The sequence below is a fragment of the Kitasatospora sp. NPDC088742 genome (assembly GCF_055584905.1).
In genome coordinates this window covers 22,066-37,501 of sequence record NZ_JBVJLD010000069.1, presented here as the reverse complement: position 1 = coordinate 37,501, position 15,436 = coordinate 22,066, and the positions used below count along the sequence as shown (strand labels likewise).

General features: G+C 73.1%; 10 protein-coding genes and 1 pseudogene. 2 read left to right on the top strand and 9 right to left on the bottom strand.

From position 1 onward, the window contains the following. Nucleotides 1–222, top strand: a pseudogene (locus tag ACZ6ZR_RS35405) (ATP-binding protein); the annotation flags it as partial. A gap of 69 nt (nucleotides 223–291) precedes the next feature. Here the strand turns inward: ACZ6ZR_RS35405 and cimA are convergent. From cimA to ACZ6ZR_RS35385, 4 genes are all read right to left on the bottom strand, one after another. Next, nucleotides 292–1,908 (bottom strand): citramalate synthase, encoded by a 1,617-nt coding sequence (cimA, locus tag ACZ6ZR_RS35400; RefSeq protein WP_465649585.1) that lies wholly within the window; start codon nucleotides 1,906–1,908, stop codon nucleotides 292–294. Nucleotides 1,909–2,236: 328 nt separating this feature from the next. Then, complete coding sequence (locus ACZ6ZR_RS35395; protein WP_465649583.1) at nucleotides 2,237–2,806, bottom strand: Uma2 family endonuclease; 570 nt, start codon at nucleotides 2,804–2,806, stop codon at nucleotides 2,237–2,239. An 84-nt stretch (nucleotides 2,807–2,890) separates the two neighbouring features. Continuing rightward, nucleotides 2,891–4,003, bottom strand: coding sequence for a branched-chain amino acid aminotransferase (locus tag ACZ6ZR_RS35390; RefSeq protein ID WP_465649581.1), 1,113 nt, complete (start codon nucleotides 4,001–4,003; stop codon nucleotides 2,891–2,893). Between the two features lie 178 nt (nucleotides 4,004–4,181). Next, a complete protein-coding gene (locus ACZ6ZR_RS35385; RefSeq protein WP_465649579.1) occupies nucleotides 4,182–5,219 on the bottom strand; it encodes a 3-isopropylmalate dehydrogenase in 1,038 nt (345 codons plus the stop codon). Between the two features lie 140 nt (nucleotides 5,220–5,359). On the opposite strand from ACZ6ZR_RS35385, the gene ACZ6ZR_RS35380 reads away from it, so the two are divergent. Then, nucleotides 5,360–7,843 (top strand): YfhO family protein, encoded by a 2,484-nt coding sequence (locus ACZ6ZR_RS35380; RefSeq protein WP_465649577.1) that lies wholly within the window; start codon nucleotides 5,360–5,362, stop codon nucleotides 7,841–7,843. Between the two features lie 182 nt (nucleotides 7,844–8,025). On the opposite strand, the gene ACZ6ZR_RS35375 is transcribed toward ACZ6ZR_RS35380, so the two are convergent. From ACZ6ZR_RS35375 to ilvN, 5 genes are all read right to left on the bottom strand, one after another. Then, nucleotides 8,026–11,325 (bottom strand): S8 family serine peptidase, encoded by a 3,300-nt coding sequence (locus ACZ6ZR_RS35375; RefSeq protein ID WP_465649575.1) that lies wholly within the window; start codon nucleotides 11,323–11,325, stop codon nucleotides 8,026–8,028. 218 nt (nucleotides 11,326–11,543) lie between these two features. Then, nucleotides 11,544–11,687: a hypothetical protein gene (locus ACZ6ZR_RS35370; RefSeq protein ID WP_465649573.1), complete on the bottom strand. Its 144-nt coding sequence runs from the start codon at nucleotides 11,685–11,687 to the stop codon at nucleotides 11,544–11,546. Between the two features lie 260 nt (nucleotides 11,688–11,947). After that, on the bottom strand, nucleotides 11,948–13,543 hold the full coding sequence (serA, locus tag ACZ6ZR_RS35365; protein ID WP_465649572.1) for a phosphoglycerate dehydrogenase: 1,596 nt from the start codon (nucleotides 13,541–13,543) through the stop codon (nucleotides 11,948–11,950). 209 nt (nucleotides 13,544–13,752) lie between these two features. After that, on the bottom strand, nucleotides 13,753–14,751 hold the full coding sequence (gene ilvC / locus ACZ6ZR_RS35360) for a ketol-acid reductoisomerase (RefSeq protein WP_465649570.1): 999 nt from the start codon (nucleotides 14,749–14,751) through the stop codon (nucleotides 13,753–13,755). 129 nt (nucleotides 14,752–14,880) lie between these two features. Next, nucleotides 14,881–15,405: an acetolactate synthase small subunit gene (gene ilvN / locus ACZ6ZR_RS35355; RefSeq protein WP_396297185.1), complete on the bottom strand. Its 525-nt coding sequence runs from the start codon at nucleotides 15,403–15,405 to the stop codon at nucleotides 14,881–14,883. Between the last annotated feature and the right edge of the window lie 31 nt (nucleotides 15,406–15,436).

Here is a 15,436-nt window from a genome sequence, read left to right as displayed (position 1 = left end):
TGCTTCCCCGCCCTCGACTACTTCGAAAACTCAGGGCTCCCCTTCGTCGTCGCCCTCAACGGCTTCGACGGACACCAACCCCACACCCCCGACGAAGTCCGAGAAGCACTCCAACTCGGACCCGACACCCCCATCATCACCCTCGACGCACGCCGCCGAGACAGCGCCAAGAGCGCCCTCATCACCCTCGTCGAACACGCCCTCCTCGCCCGACTCCGCTGATGGGGGCACGGAAAAGGGCCCACCACTGATGTGGCGGGCCCTTTCTGACGCGTGGTCAGGCCGCGGCGGTCAGCTCTCCGGGTCGAGGCCGGCCCGGATCAGGCCGTAGGTGTAGGCGTCCTCCAGCGCCAGCCAGGAGGCGCCGATCACGTTGTCCGCCACGCCCACGGTGGACCAGGTGGCCACCCCGTCGGTGGACTCGATCAGCACCCGGGTGCGCGAGCTGGTGCCGTGCGCGCCCTCCATGATGCGGACCTTGTAGTCCACCAGCTCCATCTTGGCCAGCGGCGGGTAGATGTGCTCCAGCGCCGTGCGCAGCGCCTGGTCCAGCGCGTGCACCGGACCGTTCCCCTCGCCCGTGGCGATCCTGCGCTCCCCCTGCGCCCAGAGCTTCACGGTGGCCTCGTTGCCCGGAGTCCCGTCCGCCAGCTGCTCGCTGATGGTCCGCCAGGACTCCAGGGTGAAGAACCGCGCCTTGCTGCCGCGCACCTCGTCGCGGAGCAGCAGCTCGAAGGAGGCGTCGGCGGCCTCGTAGGTGAAGCCGAGGTTCTCCTGCTCCTTGACCTTGGCCACCACCCGGCCGACCAGGTCGCGGTCGGCGGAGAGGTCGTAGCCGAGCTCCTTGCCCTTGAGCTCGATCGAGGCCCGGCCGGCCATGTCGGAGACCAGCATCCGCATGGTGTTGCCGACCAGCTCGGGGTCGATGTGCTGGTAGAGGTCCGGGTCCACCTTGATCGCCGAGGCGTGCAGACCGGCCTTGTGCGCGAAGGCCGAGAAGCCCACGTACGGCTGGTGGGTGGAGGGCGCGAGGTTGACCACCTCGGCGATCGCGTGCGAGATCCGGGTCATCTCGGGCAGCTTGCCCTCGGGCAGCACCCGGCGGTCGTACTTCAGCTCCAGCGCGCCGACCACCGGGAAGAGGTTGGCGTTGCCGACCCGCTCGCCGTAGCCGTTGGCGGTGCACTGCACGTGGGTGGCGCCCGCGTCCACGGCGGCCAGGGTGTTGGCCACCGCGCAGCCGGTGTCGTCCTGGGCGTGGATGCCGAGCCGGGCACCGGTCTCGGCGAGCACGTCGGCGACGATCTCCCGGACGCCGCCGGGCAGCATCCCGCCGTTGGTGTCGCAGAGCACCACCACGTCGGCGCCAGCGTCGTGGGCGGTGCGGACCACCGCGAGCGCGTAGTCGCGGTTGGCCCGGTAGCCGTCGAAGAAGTGCTCGCAGTCGATGAACACCCGGCGGCCCTGCGCCTTGAGGTGCTCGACGCTGTCGCGGACCATCTCCAGGTTCTCGTCCAGCGTGGTGCGCAGGGCCAGCTCGACGTGCCGGTCGTGCGACTTGGCCACCAGGGTGACCACCGGGGCGCCGCTGTTGACCAGCGCGGCGAGCTGCGGGTCGTCCGCGGCCCGGCCGCCCGCGCGACGGGTCGCCCCGAAGGCCACCAGCTGGGCGTGCTGGAGGTCCAGTTCGGCGGCGGCCCGGGCGAAGAACTCGGTGTCCCGCGGGTTGGCCCCGGGCCAGCCGCCCTCGATGAAGCCGACGCCGAACTCGTCCAGGTGCCGGGCGATGGTCAGCTTGTCGGCCACGCTGAGGTTGATGCCCTCGCGCTGGGCGCCGTCGCGCAGCGTGGTGTCGAAGACGTGGAAGCTGTCGTTGGGTCGGCTGCTGGCGTTGCTGGCCTCGGTCATGACCCTGGTTTCTCCGTTCGGGAGTTCACTGCTGTTGCCGGGATACGTGATCCGGCTCCACTGTCCAGCATCCCGCGCGCCTCCCGGTGTCCCCGAGCCCCCTCGTGAGGGGCCGGTGGCCGGTCCGGGCAAAAACAAAAGACCCCTCGCGGATGCGAGAGGTCTGCGCGCGGGTCTGGACGCTGGTGGTCGCTCCGCGTGGTGGTGGTACGGGAGCGGTCACTGCGGACCGGCGCGCCTGCTGCTAATAATCAGCGAAAGCGAGGACACGTTCGGAGTCTGGCACACCATCCGCGATCCGGCCCCCGCGTCTCGCCATCCGGAACGGCTACGCCACCAGATCGGCCGTGTCCAACTCGAACCCGAACGGCTCGGGCAGCGCCAGCGGATCGCCGACCGCGACGGCGACGGCCGAGGAGTAGTCCCCCCGCACGGGTTCCGCGTGCAGCACGAGGCGGTTGGCCTTGCGGTCCACCAGCAGGTACAGCGGGATCCCGGCGGCGGCGTACCCCCGCCGCTTCTCCTCACGGTCCTTCCGCGGATCGCTGGGGGTGACCTCCACGACCATCAGGACGCCGTCCGGCTTCCACCACGACTCGCGGCCGAGCATCGCGCCGCGGGCTGTGAACGTGCCGTCCGGGATGTAACGGCCGTTCGGCACGATCAGACCCGTGCCGGGAGCGAAGTCGAGCTCCGCCTCGCAGCGGCGGTACACCTGCCTCACGATCCGGCCGATCACGGTCTCGTGCTCGCCGTCAGGCGGTGGGGTCACGATGATCTCCCCCTCGATGAGCTCGGCCTTGAAGCCCGGCGGGGTGTCCAGCGCCAGGAAGGCATCGAGGAGTTCGTCGTCCCGGCTTCGCCAGGATTCGATGAAGCTGTGCGTCGCGGCGGTCATGACCCCTCCTACGGAACTCAACGAGCAGGGCGGATCAAGGTCACCGGGCCAGGGCGCCCCGGGGCGGGGCGCCCTGAGGGTGGGTCAGAGGATCTTGTGGAGCCAGCCGTGGACGTCCGGGGTCTGGCCGCCCTGGAGGGCGAGCAGGTTCTTGCGGAGCTCCATGGTGACGGGGCCGGGCTCGCCCTTGCCGACGGTCCAGTCGGCGCGGGCCGACTTCACCGAGCCGACGGGGGTGATGACCGCGGCGGTGCCGCAGGCGAAGACCTCGGTGAGGGTGCCGTCGGCGTTGGCCTCGCGCCACTCGTCGGTGGAGATCTTCCGCTCCTCGACGGCGTAGCCGAGGTCGGCGGCGAGGGTGAGCAGCGAGGCGCGGGTGATGCCGGGGAGCAGGGCGCCGGAGAGCTCGGGGGTGACGATCCTCGCGTCGGCGCCCTCGCCGAAGACGAAGTAGAGGTTCATGCCGCCCATCTCCTCGATCCACCGGTGCTCGGCGGCGTCGAGCCAGACGACCTGGTCGCAGCCCTTCTCGGCGGCCTGGGCCTGGGCGACCAGCGAGGCGGCGTAGTTGCCGGCGCACTTCGCGGCGCCGGTGCCGCCGGGCGCGGCCCGGACGTACTCCTCGGAGAGCCAGACGGAGACCGGCTTCACGCCGCCGGGGAAGTAGGCGCCGGCCGGGGAGGCGATGACCATGAAGAGGTACTCGTTGGCCGGGCGGACGCCCAGGCCGACCTCGGTGGCGAACATGAACGGCCGCAGGTAGAGGCTCTGCTCGGCCTCCTGCGGCACCCAGGCCTGGTCCTGGCGGACCAGCAGGTCGACGGCCTCGACGAAGGTGTCGACCGGGAGCTCGGGCATGGCCAGGCGGCGGGCGGAGGCCTGGAAGCGCTCGGCGTTGGCGGTCGGGCGGAAGGAGGCGATGGAGCCGTCGGGCTGGCGGTAGGCCTTCATGCCCTCGAAGATCGCCTGGCCGTAGTGCAGGGTCATGTTGGCCGGGTCGATCTCCAGCGGCGCGTACGGCGTCAGCTGGGCGTCGTGCCAACCCCGGCCCTCGGTCCACCGGATGGTGACCATGTGGTCGGTGAAGACCCGCCCGAAACCGGGGTTGGTCAGCCGGGCCGCGCGCTCTTCGTCGGAGAGCGGGTGCGCGGAGGGCTTGAGGTCGAACGTGATGGGCGCCTGGGTGGGCGTACTCATGACTGTCTGTCCTTCACCGTGGGGTTGGTCCGGGCCACCACCTTCGGTGCAAGAACGCACGACGGCACGGCCCACTGTCGATACTCGCATCCAGAGGGCCGTGCCGAACAGCCGGTCGGGCTGTGGTTGGTCTGGTTCCGGCCCGTCAGCCGGCGCACCTGCTGTCGGAGCCGGCCCGCTACCCGGCTACTCGGGCGGCGAGCGCGTCGCCGACCTCGGAGGTGGAGCGGGTGCCGGAGCGCTCGGTCAGGTCGGCGGCCACGGCGGCCTCGACCTTGGCGGCCTCCTCGGCGAAGCCGAGGTGCTCCAGCAGCATGGCGACCGAGAGCACGGTGGCGGTCGGGTCGGCCTTGCCCTGGCCGGCGATGTCCGGGGCGGAGCCGTGCACCGGCTCGAACATCGACGGGAAGGCGCCGGTCGGGTTGATGTTGCCGGAGGCGGCCAGGCCGATGCCGCCGGTGACGGCCGCGGCGAGGTCGGTGAGGATGTCGCCGAACAGGTTGTCGGTGACGATCACGTCGAAGCGCTCGGGCTGGGTGACGAAGAAGATGGTCGCCGCGTCCACGTGCAGGTAGTCGGTGGTGACCTCGGGGAACTCCGCGCCGACCTCGGCGAAGATCCGCGACCAGAGGTGGCCGGCGTGCACCAGCACGTTGTTCTTGTGCACCAGGGTGAGCTTCTTGCGCGGGCGGGCGGCGGCGCGCTTGTAGGCGTCGCGGACCACGCGCTCGATGCCGAACGCGGTGTTCAGGCTGACCTCGGTGGCCACCTCGTGCTCGGTGCCGGTGCGCAGGGTGCCGCCGTTGCCGACGTACGGGCCCTCGGTGCCCTCGCGGACCACCACGAAGTCGATCTCCGGGGCGCCGGCCAGCGGGCCCTGGACACCCGGGAAGAGCTTGCCCGGGCGGAGGTTGATGTGGTGGTCGAAGGCGAAGCGGAGCTTGAGCAGCAGCCCGCGCTCCAGCACGCCGGACGGCACGCTCGGGTCGCCGATGGCACCGAGCAGGATCGCGTCGGCGCCCTTGAGCTCCTCCAGCACGCTGTCCGGGAGGGTCTCACCGGTGCGGTGGTAGAGACGGGCACCGAGGTCGTACTCGGTGGTCTCCACCTTGACGTCGGCGGGGAGGGCGGCGGCGAGCACCTTGAGGCCCTCGGCCACGACTTCCTGGCCGATGCCGTCACCGGGGATCACTGCGAGACGAAGGCTGCGAGACATGCGGCCGACAGTACTCCGCGTCCCAAGCGGTGACATCCGATGTCCACCATTCGGACGGCGCTTGGCGGCGGGCCGCAGGGCCCGCCGCCCTATGCTCGGATCCGGACAAATAGTGACGGAACATCAGGGGTGCCTGGTCGGTGAGCGGCTGGACGTGGGCGCGAGCGCGCCGTGCGGAGCTGGGGTCCTCGGGGCTGACGACGGCGGCCTACGCGGCCGCCGTGGCCGCGCGGCGGGAGTACCCGTTCGGCCCAGGGGCGGTGGCCGGGGCGGAGTCGGTGCCGTACCACGCACACCTGCGGGACCTGCTGCACGGCTCCACCACCGGGGACCTGCTGTTCAACTGGGGCAGCGGCTACGGCGCCCCGTTCCTGCCCGACCTCACCGCCTACCTGGCCAACCCGTTCTCCTGGCTCGCCGCCGCCGTGCTCCCCCGGGGGTCGATCGCGCTCGCCGCCTTCCTGGTCCCGCTGCTCAGCCTCGGCCTGGCGGCCGCCCTGACGACCCGTTTCCTCGGCCGGCTGCACCCCGGTCCCGGCTGGCAGCGGGCACTGCTCGGCGCCGGGTACGGGCTCTGCGCCTGGGTGGTGCAGGACGGCACGACGGCGCCCGCCTGGCTCTGGGGCGCCGTCTCGCTGCCCCTGCTCTGCCTGGCCGGTGACTGGTGCCTGCGCGGCCGCCACCGGCTGGTCGGCATCCTGGCGGTGACCGTCGCCCTGGCCGGGAACCTGCCGGCCGGGGCGGCCGCGATGGCGGGCGCCGGGCTGGTGCTGCTGCTCCGGGTGGCCCTGACGGACCATCCGGTCCGGGCCCGGGCGGGCGCCCTCTGGCGGGCCGGGTCGGCCGGGCTGCTCGGGGCGCTGCTGGCCGCACCGGTGGTGACGGTGGGACTGCGGGCCTCCCGGGCCGCCCAGCCGGGGCCGCTCACCGGCTACCGGGGCGCGCCCGGCCTCGCCGAGTACCTGGGCCAGCTGCTGCCCGGCGGGCGGCCCGGACTGCCGCTGCCGGACGTCTCGGTGGGCCTGCTCGGACTCCTGCTGGCGGCCACCCTGCCGTTCAACCGGAAGGTGGCGGTGCGGGAGCGGATCGGCTGGCCGGTGCTGCTGGTGCTGACCGGGGCCGGGCTGGTCTGGCGGCCGGAGGTGCTGCTCTGGCACGACCCCGGGCTGACCACCGGCACCGGCACCCCGTACCTGGCCGCCTTCGTGCTCGCCGGGCTGCTGGTGATGGCGGCCTGGGTCTCGCTCTCCCGGCTGCCCGGCCTGCCCGCGCTGGCGGGCGGGGTGGCGCTGGTGGGGGCGGTGGTGACGGTGGCTCAGGTCTGGGGCGGCGGGCTGACGGGGGCCGGCTGGGTGCTGGTGGGGGTCGGTGTGGTGGTGGTGCCGGGCGCGCTCGTGCTGCTGGGGCGGGGCACGGCGGGCGGGGTGGGGCGGGGTACGGCGGAGCGGGTGGCTGCGGGCGGGCTGACGGTGGCGGTGACGGCCGGGGTGGCGTACGCGGCGTACGCGGCCGCTCCGGTGGGCGGGACGCAGGTCGACGGGGCGCGGGCGCGCGAGGCGTACCGGGTGCTCCGGGCGGAGCGGGACTGGCCGGACGGGCGGGCCGACCCCGGACCGCACGCCTTCACCGACAACGACCCGATGCTGCTGGACGGCCAGGGCGGCGGCTACCGCTCCGGCCGGCTGCCGCGCGTCACGGCCGAGTTGCTGCACGACCTGGGCGCCGGGTGGTACTCCGGCGGGCGGCAGACGCTCAGCCCGGCGGACCCGGTGGGGCGGGCGGTGTTCGGGGTCCGGACGTACCTGGCGGACGGGCCCGGCGGGTTCGTGGTCGGCCACGGGCCGGCGGCGCCGTTGGTGACGGTGCGGGCGGGGGTGCCGGTGGTGGACGGGTCCTCGGTGTGGTCCCGGCAGGGGTCGGCACTCGACGCCCGGAACCTTTACGAGGTACCGCAACTGACGCCGGTTCAGGGCGGGGGTGCCGCGCCCACGCTGCACGGCGGTAGCGGGTGGTCGGTGCCGGCGGGCGGGGTGGGGTTCGACGCGGCCTGTGCCCCGGGCTCCGCCGCGTACTTCTACGGCCCCTGGTACGCCGGGAGGGTGGACGCGCTGGGGTCCGGGTACGTCAGCGCGGGGCAGCAGCCGAGCCGCTCGGAGCCGGTCAGGCTGCTCGGTACCGTGCCGGCCGACGGACGGATCCGCCTGCTGCTGCGGGCCGGGGCGGTGGCCCAGGTCCCGGAGCGGCCGCTCGGGTGCCTGGCGCCGGGAGCACTGGACCGGGCGCTGGCAGGGCTGGCCGGCGCGGACCGGGTGACGGCCGGAGGCCACACGCTGACGGCCACCCTGCCCGCCGGCTCGCTCGGCACCGCCGTGGTCGCCGCCCCGGCGGTGGAGGGGTGGACCTGCCGCGTGAACGGCGGCCCGGAGCAGGCCCCCCGCTCCCTCCTCGGCCTGATCGCGGTCCCCCTGGGCGACGGCGCCACCACCCTCACCTGCTCGTTCCGGCCCCCGGGGCTCACCGACGGGCTGGCCATCAGCGCAGCAGCACTGGCCGTGCTGGGCGTGGTCGTCCTGCTCTCCCTCGCCCGACGTCGACCGCACCGGGACCGCCCGAAGGGCGGCTAGGCGACGCGGGCTGGTAGTGGTTAGGCGTGGGGAACTGCGCGCTGCGGAAGGACGAAACCCGCGTGCCGGGTACGGAGACTCACTTGCAAGTGGCTGTCCGTACCCGGCACACGGGTCTGTGCCTTCCGATTCGCGCAGTTCCTCGCGCCCCTGACCGCCCGGAGGGCGGCCCGGGCGCTGCCCTACCGCAGGCGGACGATTTCGGTGCGGCGGCCGTCGGGGTTGAGGTGGTGGACGAGGAGGAGGCGGTCGGCTGCGGCCGGGTTGCGGCGGCGGATCTCCAGGGTGGTGCCGGGCTGTTCGGGGGTGGTGACGGCGGCGGGGCCGGCGGCTCCGGCGCGGATGTCGAGGGTGGGGGCGAGGACGTCGAGGGTGAGGGTGGGGCGGCCGTCCTTGAGGCCGATGGCGGACAGGGCCTCCTTGGCGTCGGGCAGGCCGGGCTTGGCGAAGCCGGTCCAGAGGGCGTAGCGGATCCGGGAGGTGGACTGCCGCAGGCCGGGGAGCTTGGCGAGCCGGACGGGGAGGACCAGGGTGTCGGTGTCCAGCAGGTCGGTGTCGGTGTCGCCCCAACGGGCGTTCAGGGGTTGGACGTCCAGCTCCTCGCCGGTCCTGGCGTCCAGGGTCCGGGCGACCAGCACGTCGCTGCCCTTGAGCCGGTCGGCGGCCACCACCACGTCGGTCTGCTGGTCGCCGTCGGTGTCGAGCGAGGCCCGGACGGCGAACAGGCCGACGGGGGTGGGGGCCGGGGCCCAGAGCGAGGCGGCCAGGTAGAGGGTGCCGTTCTCCAGGGGTTCGCCGCCGACCGCGGGGGCGTCGCTGGCGGCTCCGGCGGCGCGGAGGTTGGCCGCCCGGTCGCCGGGGCGGGTGACGCAGAGGTCAGGGGTCTTGTCCTGTTCGGCGGCGGTGCCCGGCGGGCAGTCCGGCCAGCGGGCGGCCTCGCCGCCGAGGGCGAAGGCGGAGAGCAGGCCGCCGCCCGCGGTGGGTGCGGCCGTGCCGGCGAGGGTGAGCAGGGAGCTGGTGCGGCCGAGCCGGGCCTGCTGACCGGCCGTCAAGTCGGAGGCGGCGCGCGGCGCGGCGAACAGCGGCACCCGCAGTTCGGCGGCGGCGGTGTCGGCGGGGGTGAGCAGCAGGCGGCCGGAGAGTTCGCCGCGGTAGCTGCGGGCCTTGCCGCCCTGCACCAGGTCCAGGGTCGGGTCGGGTGCGCGGTCCAGCTGCCCGGGCACCCGGAGGGTGACCTTGACCCGGGCGGTGCCGCCGGCCGGGACGGTGACCTGGGCGGGCGTCAGTTCGAAGGTGGCGCCGGGCAGTTGGGTGGCGGCGGCGTAGCCCGTGCGGTAGTCCAGCGGGCGGTCGGCGAAGCTGCGCAGCTCGACCTCGCGGGTGAGCGTGACGGGGCCGGTGACCGGGACGGGGCCGAAGGAGAGGCCGACCACGCCGTCGGCGGCCTCGCCGGCCGCGTAGGCGACCACGGGGGTGGCGACGGCCCGGTCCACCCGGGCCCGTCCGGCGCCGGTGCGCTCGGGGCCGTAGACCGGTCCGGTCTGGCCGTCGTTCAGCCAGGTGTCCCCGGCGGTGTTCATCAGGGCGGCCTTGACCTGGGCGGCCGACCAGTCGGGGTGGACGCCGCGGACCAGGGCGGCCAGGCCGGCCACGTGCGGGGAGGCCATCGAGGTGCCGTCCTCGCGCATGCCGCCGGAGCCGGAGCCGGCCTTGGCGGACCAGATGGTCTCGCCGGGGGCGGCGATGTCGGGCTTGACCAGGCCGGGAAGGCCGATGCCGCGGGAGGTGAAGGAGGTCAGGGTGTCGGTGCGCTGCGGCTGGTCCTGGGCCACCGCGCCGTGCAGGGGGTTGCCGGGGGTGGCCAGTTGGACGGTGACCGGGCCGGCCTCGGCCGCCCCGCGCAGGCGCTCGCCGTCGGCCCTGGCCAGGATGGCGGCCGGGATGCGGTCGTTCCCGGCGATCTCGCCGAGGTGGTCGCCGTCGGCGGCGAACAGGGCGCCGAGGGCTCCGGCGTCGGCGGCGTGGTCGGCCCGGAGGGCCGAGCCGCAGGCCCGGTCGGGCTCGCGGGTGCTCCAGGCGAGGACCGCGATCCGGTCCTTGAGCCGGGCCGCGTCCGCCGCGGAGAACGGCTTGCAGCCGTCCGACTGGTCGGCGGGCAGGGCGAGTTGACCCTGCACTTCGCGGTCGTCCCAGTGCTGGTACTTGGCGCTCCAGTGCGCCGGGACGAGGCCGGCCAGCGGTGCGGGCGCCAGCACCCGCAGGCCGTCGGCGTCGCCGTGCGGGTCGACCGAGGCGGCCACGGTGAGCACCCGGGGGGCGGTGCCGGGGCTGCCGCCGATGGCGTAGACGTCGCCCTCGTTGCCGGCCGCGGCGACCACCACGGTGCCGAGCGCGGCGAGCCGGTCGGCGGTGAGGGCGTCGGCGTCGTCGGGGCCGCCGAAGGGACTGCCGAGCGAGAGGTTGACCACGTCCAGACGGTCCGTCAGGTCGCCGTCCTGGTCCGGGTCGGCGGCCAGGTCGAGGGCCTCGGTGAGCTGGTCGGTGGAGCCGGAGCAGCCGAAGACCCGGATCGGGTAGAGCCGGGCCTCGGGGGCCGCGCCGGGGCCGACCTGGAAGCCGGCCGGGTCCAGGCCGGGCCGGTACGGGCCCCGGTAGGTGGCGCCGGCCGAGGTCACGCCGTAGCCGGCGGCGGTGCCGGCCACGTGGGTGCCGTGGCCGTTGAGGGCGCAGTCCAGCGGGTTGTCGTCGGGCACCGGGTGGCTGCCCTCGTCCGAGGACGGGTCGTAGGCGTCGCCGACCAGGTCCTTGCCGCCGAAGACCTTCTCGGTCGGGAAGAGGCCGGCCGGCGCGGGCTTGGCTCCGTCGACGGCCTTGAAGGCTTCCTCGGTGCCGGGCCCGCCGAAGTCGGCGTGGGTGTAGTCCAGGCCGGAGTCGATGACGCCGATGCTGACGCCCCGTCCGGTGGAACCGGTGGAGCCGGCGCCGGCCCAGACGGCGGGGGCGCCGGTCAGCGGCACCGAGTGGGAGTTGACCCGCTCCTTGAGCGCGATCGGGTGCACCGCGCGCACCCCGGGCAGCCGGGCGAGGCCGGGCACGGCGGCGGCGGGGACGTTCACCGCGATCCCGGAGAGCAGGGTGTGGGTGCGGTAGAGCTCATGGGCGGCGGGCACCGACCGCCTGAGGTCGGCGGCGAGTTGGCCGGCCGCCCGGTCGGTGGCGCGGCGCCGTTCGGCGCCGGCCTCGGCCCCGGCCCGGCGGACCGCCTCGGGGCTGCGGAGCTGCCGCCGGGCCTGCTCGGTGGCCTGCTGCCAGGCCGTGGCGGCGGCCTCGGTGTCGAGTTCCAGCAGGACGCTGCGGCGCCCCGCCGGGCCGTGGTCGGTGGTGGCGCGCTCGGCCGCCGCACCGGAGAGCGGTACGGCGGCGAGGGCGAGCGAGCCGGTCAGCAGCAGGGTGCCGAGCCGGACGAGGGTGCTGGTGCGCAAGGGCCTGTCTCCCCCGGCAGGGGCTCCGGGCTGCCCGCGCCGTGCGGACCGCGATCACCCTTCCGGAGGCACCAAATTAGGATCATCGCGCCGGGTCCGGCGAGCACCGTCCCTCCTTGGAGTCGTGGTTGCACTCCTGTGGGTGACGGATCGTCAGGCGTTCGGCGCAGCGCCCGTGACCTGCGGCGCGACCCGGCGCTGCGACCGGCTCGCGGGCCTCAGTGGCCGGTGGCGCCGCCGTTGTCACGGCGGTCCAGGGCACGCTGGAGGGCGGCGGCCGCCCGGGGATCGGACTGGGCGCGACGGCGGCGGGGGGCCGAGGTCTGGGTGGCGGTGGCGTGGCGGTCGGCGGTGGCGGGCATACCGAACTCCTTGGGTCGTACGCGTGGGGTGAGGGTTCCGGGTACGCCGGGCAGGGATCGCCTGCCATTGGTGCGTACGGGCACACGGGCCACGCGCCCTCGTTGGAGGGGTGGCACACCGTATGACTCCTTCACGGTACGACGCCGGACGGGTCCTGTCTGCACGGATAGTTGGATTTCCTAGTATCTGAGACGGGACTCACCCGGAGGACGCACGAAGGCCCGGTCCGCCGGGGCGGACCGGGCCTTCTGAGCGGTCGTCAGCCGAGGTTCACGGCGCGGGAGAACTGGGCGCCGATCGCCTGGGAGATCTCGGTCAGGACCTCCTGGGAGACCTCGCTGTCCACGGTGATCGAGGCGAGCGCCTCGGAGCCGTCCCGGGCGACCTGCATGCCCGCGATGTTGATGCCGGCGTCGCCGAGGATGCGGCCGAGGGTGCCGACCACGCCGGGGCGGTCCTCGTACTTGAAGAAGGCCATGTGGTCGGTGAGCGCCACGTCGACCTCGAAGGCGTCCACGCCGACGATCTTCTGGGTCTGCTTCGGGCCGGAGAGGGTGCCGGAGATGGCGATCTCCGAGCCGTCCCCGAGGGTGCCGCGGACGGTGATCACGTTGCGGTGCTCGGGGGACTCGCTGGAGGTGGTCAGGCGCACCTCGACACCACGCTCCTGGGCGAACAGCGGGGCGTTGACGTAGGACACCGTCTCCGCCACCACGTCCTCGAACACGCCCTTCAGGGCGGAGAGTTCGAGCACCTTGACGTCGTGCTGGGTGATCTCGCCGCGGACCTCGACGTCGAGGCGGACGGCCACCTCGCCGGCCAGCGCGGTGAAGATCCGGCCGAGCTTCTCGGCCAGCGGCAGGCCCGGGCGGACGTCCTCGGCGATCACGCCGCCCTGGACGTTGACCGCGTCCGGCACCAGCTCGCCCGCGAGGGCGAGGCGGACCGACTTGGCGACGGCGATGCCGGCCTTCTCCTGCGCCTCGTCGGTGGAGGCGCCCAGGTGCGGGGTGGCCACCACGTTGTCGAAGCCGAACAGCGGGGAGTCGGTGCACGGCTCCTTGGCGTAGACGTCCAGGCCGGCGCCGGCCACCCGGCCGTCGCGCAGCGCGGAGGCCAGGGCCGCCTCGTCCACGATGCCGCCGCGGGCGGCGTTGACGATGCGCACGGTCGGCTTGACCTTGTGCAGCGCCTCGTCGCCGATCAGGCCGATCGTCTCGGGGGTCTTGGGGAGGTGGACGGTGATGAAGTCGGAGACCTCCAGCAGCTCCTCGAGCGAGAGCAGCTTGACGCCCATCTGGGCCGCGCGGGCGGCCTGGATGTAGGGGTCGTAGGCGACGATCTTCATGCCGAAGGCGGACATCCGCTGCGCGACCAGCACGCCGATCCGGCCGAGACCGACCACGCCGAGGGTCTTCTCGCTCAGCTCGACGCCGGTGTACTTGTTCCGCTTCCACTCGCCCTGCTTGAGCGCGGCGTTGGCGGGCGCGATGTTGCGGGCGACCGAGATCAGCAGACCGCAGGCGAGCTCGGCGGCGGTGACGATGTTGGAGGTCGGGGCGTTCACGACCATCACGCCGGCCTTGGTGGCGGCGGACACGTCCACGTTGTCCAGGCCGACGCCCGCGCGGGCGACCACCTTGAGCTTCTTCGCGGCGGCCAGCGCCTCGGCGTCCACCTTGGTGGCGGAGCGGACCAGGAGGGCGTCCACGTCCGCGATGGCGGTCAGCAGCTCGGTGCGGTCCGCACCGTTGCAGTGCCGGATCTCGAAGTCCGGGCCCAGGGCGTCGACGGTGGCGGGGGACAGCTCTTCGGCGATCAAGACTACGGCGTTTTTCGACGTCACAGCGCTCATGACAGTGTCCTTAACTGTCCGGTTCCCAGGGCCCTCACGAAGGTGGCGTGGCAGGGCGGGGGAAGGTGGCATGCCGCGTAGATAGACGCACGACGCTGTGGGCCTGACGCGCACTCGGAAGTGTATCGACGGTGATGCGCCCCGGCTGCTCCCGTCCGGCGAAATCACCCGGACGGGAACAGCCGTTGTGTACAAGCGGATTGTGCTGGTTACGCGTTCTCGTCGACCCAGCTCATCAGCTTGCGCAGCTTCTTGCCGGTGGTCTCCAGCAGGTGCTCGGAGTCGGCGTTCTTGTACTCGTTGTACTTCGGCAGGCCCGCCTTGTACTCGGCGATCCAGGTGTTGGCGAAGGTGCCGTCCTGGATCTCCGCGAGGACCTTCTTCATCTCGGCCTTGGTGTCGGCGGTGATGATGCGCGGGCCGGTCACGTAGTCGCCCCACTCGGCGGTCTCCGAGATGGACCAGCGCATCTTCTCCAGGCCGCCCTCGTACATCAGGTCGACGATGAGCTTCAGCTCGTGCAGGCACTCGAAGTAGGCGATCTCCGGCTGGTAGCCGGCCTCGACCAGGGTCTCGAAACCGGCCTTGACCAGGGCGGCGGTGCCACCGCAGAGGACGGCCTGCTCACCGAACAGGTCGGTCTCGGTCTCCTCGGTGAAGGTGGTCTTGATGACGCCGGCCTTGGTGGCGCCGATGCCCTTGGCGTAGGACAGCGCCAGCTCGAAGCCCTTGCCGGTGGCGTCCTGCTCGACCGCGACGATCGCGGGGACGCCGCGGCCCTCCTGGTACTGGCGGCGCACAAGGTGGCCCGGGCCCTTCGGGGCGACCATGCAGACGTCGACGTCGGCCGGGGGCTTGATGAAGCCGAAGCGGATGTTCAGGCCGTGGCCGAAGAACAGCGCGTCGCCGGCCTTCAGGTTCGGGGCGATGTCCGCCTCGTAGACGTCGGCCTGGATCGGGTCCGGCACCAGGATCATGATGACGTCGGCCTCGGCGGCGGCCTCGGCGGCGGTGACGACGCGCAGGCCCTCCTCCTCCGCCTTCGCCTTGGAGGAGGAGCCCTCCTTCAGGCCGACCCGGACGTCGACGCCGGAGTCGCGCAGCGACAGCGCGTGGGCGTGGCCCTGGCTGCCGTAGCCGATCACCGCGACCTTGCGGCCCTGGATGATCGAGAGGTCGGCGTCGTCTTCGTAGAACAGCTCGGCCACGGGGGCACATCTCCTTGCGTGATGGTGATGCCGGGTCCTGCAGGTCCTACCGTACGTGGACCCGGCGGGGGTGTGGGGCGGTGCTTCAGGGTGTGAGACGACGGGGCGTCAGAGGTCTTGCGGTGCGGCTCAGGCGCTGCGGTCGAGGGCCCGGAGCGAGCGGTCCGTGATCGAACGGGCGCCGCGGCCGATGGCCACCAGACCGGACTGGACCAACTCCTTGATGCCGTAGGGCTCCAGCATCTTGAGCATGGCCTCCAGCTTGTCCGAGCTGCCGGTGGCCTCGATGGTCACCGCGTCGGGCGAGACGTCGACCGTCTTGGCGCGGAACAGCTGGACGATCTCGACGATCTGCGAACGCGACTCGGCGTCGGCGCGGACCTTGACCAGGACCAGCTCGCGCTGGACCGCTGCGGCCTGGTCCAGTTCGACGATCTTTATCACGTTGACCAGCTTGTTGAGCTGCTTGGTGACCTGCTCCAGCGGGAGGTCCTCCACGTTGACCACGATGGTCATCCGGGAGATGTCCGGGTGCTCGGTCGGGCCGACGGCGAGCGAGTCGATGTTGAAGCCCCGACGGGAGAACAGGGCGGCGATGCGGGCGAGCACGCCGGGCTTGTTCTCGACCAGGACGGAGAGGGTGTGCTTGGACATGGTGGTCATGGACTCTCTATCGGCACCAGAG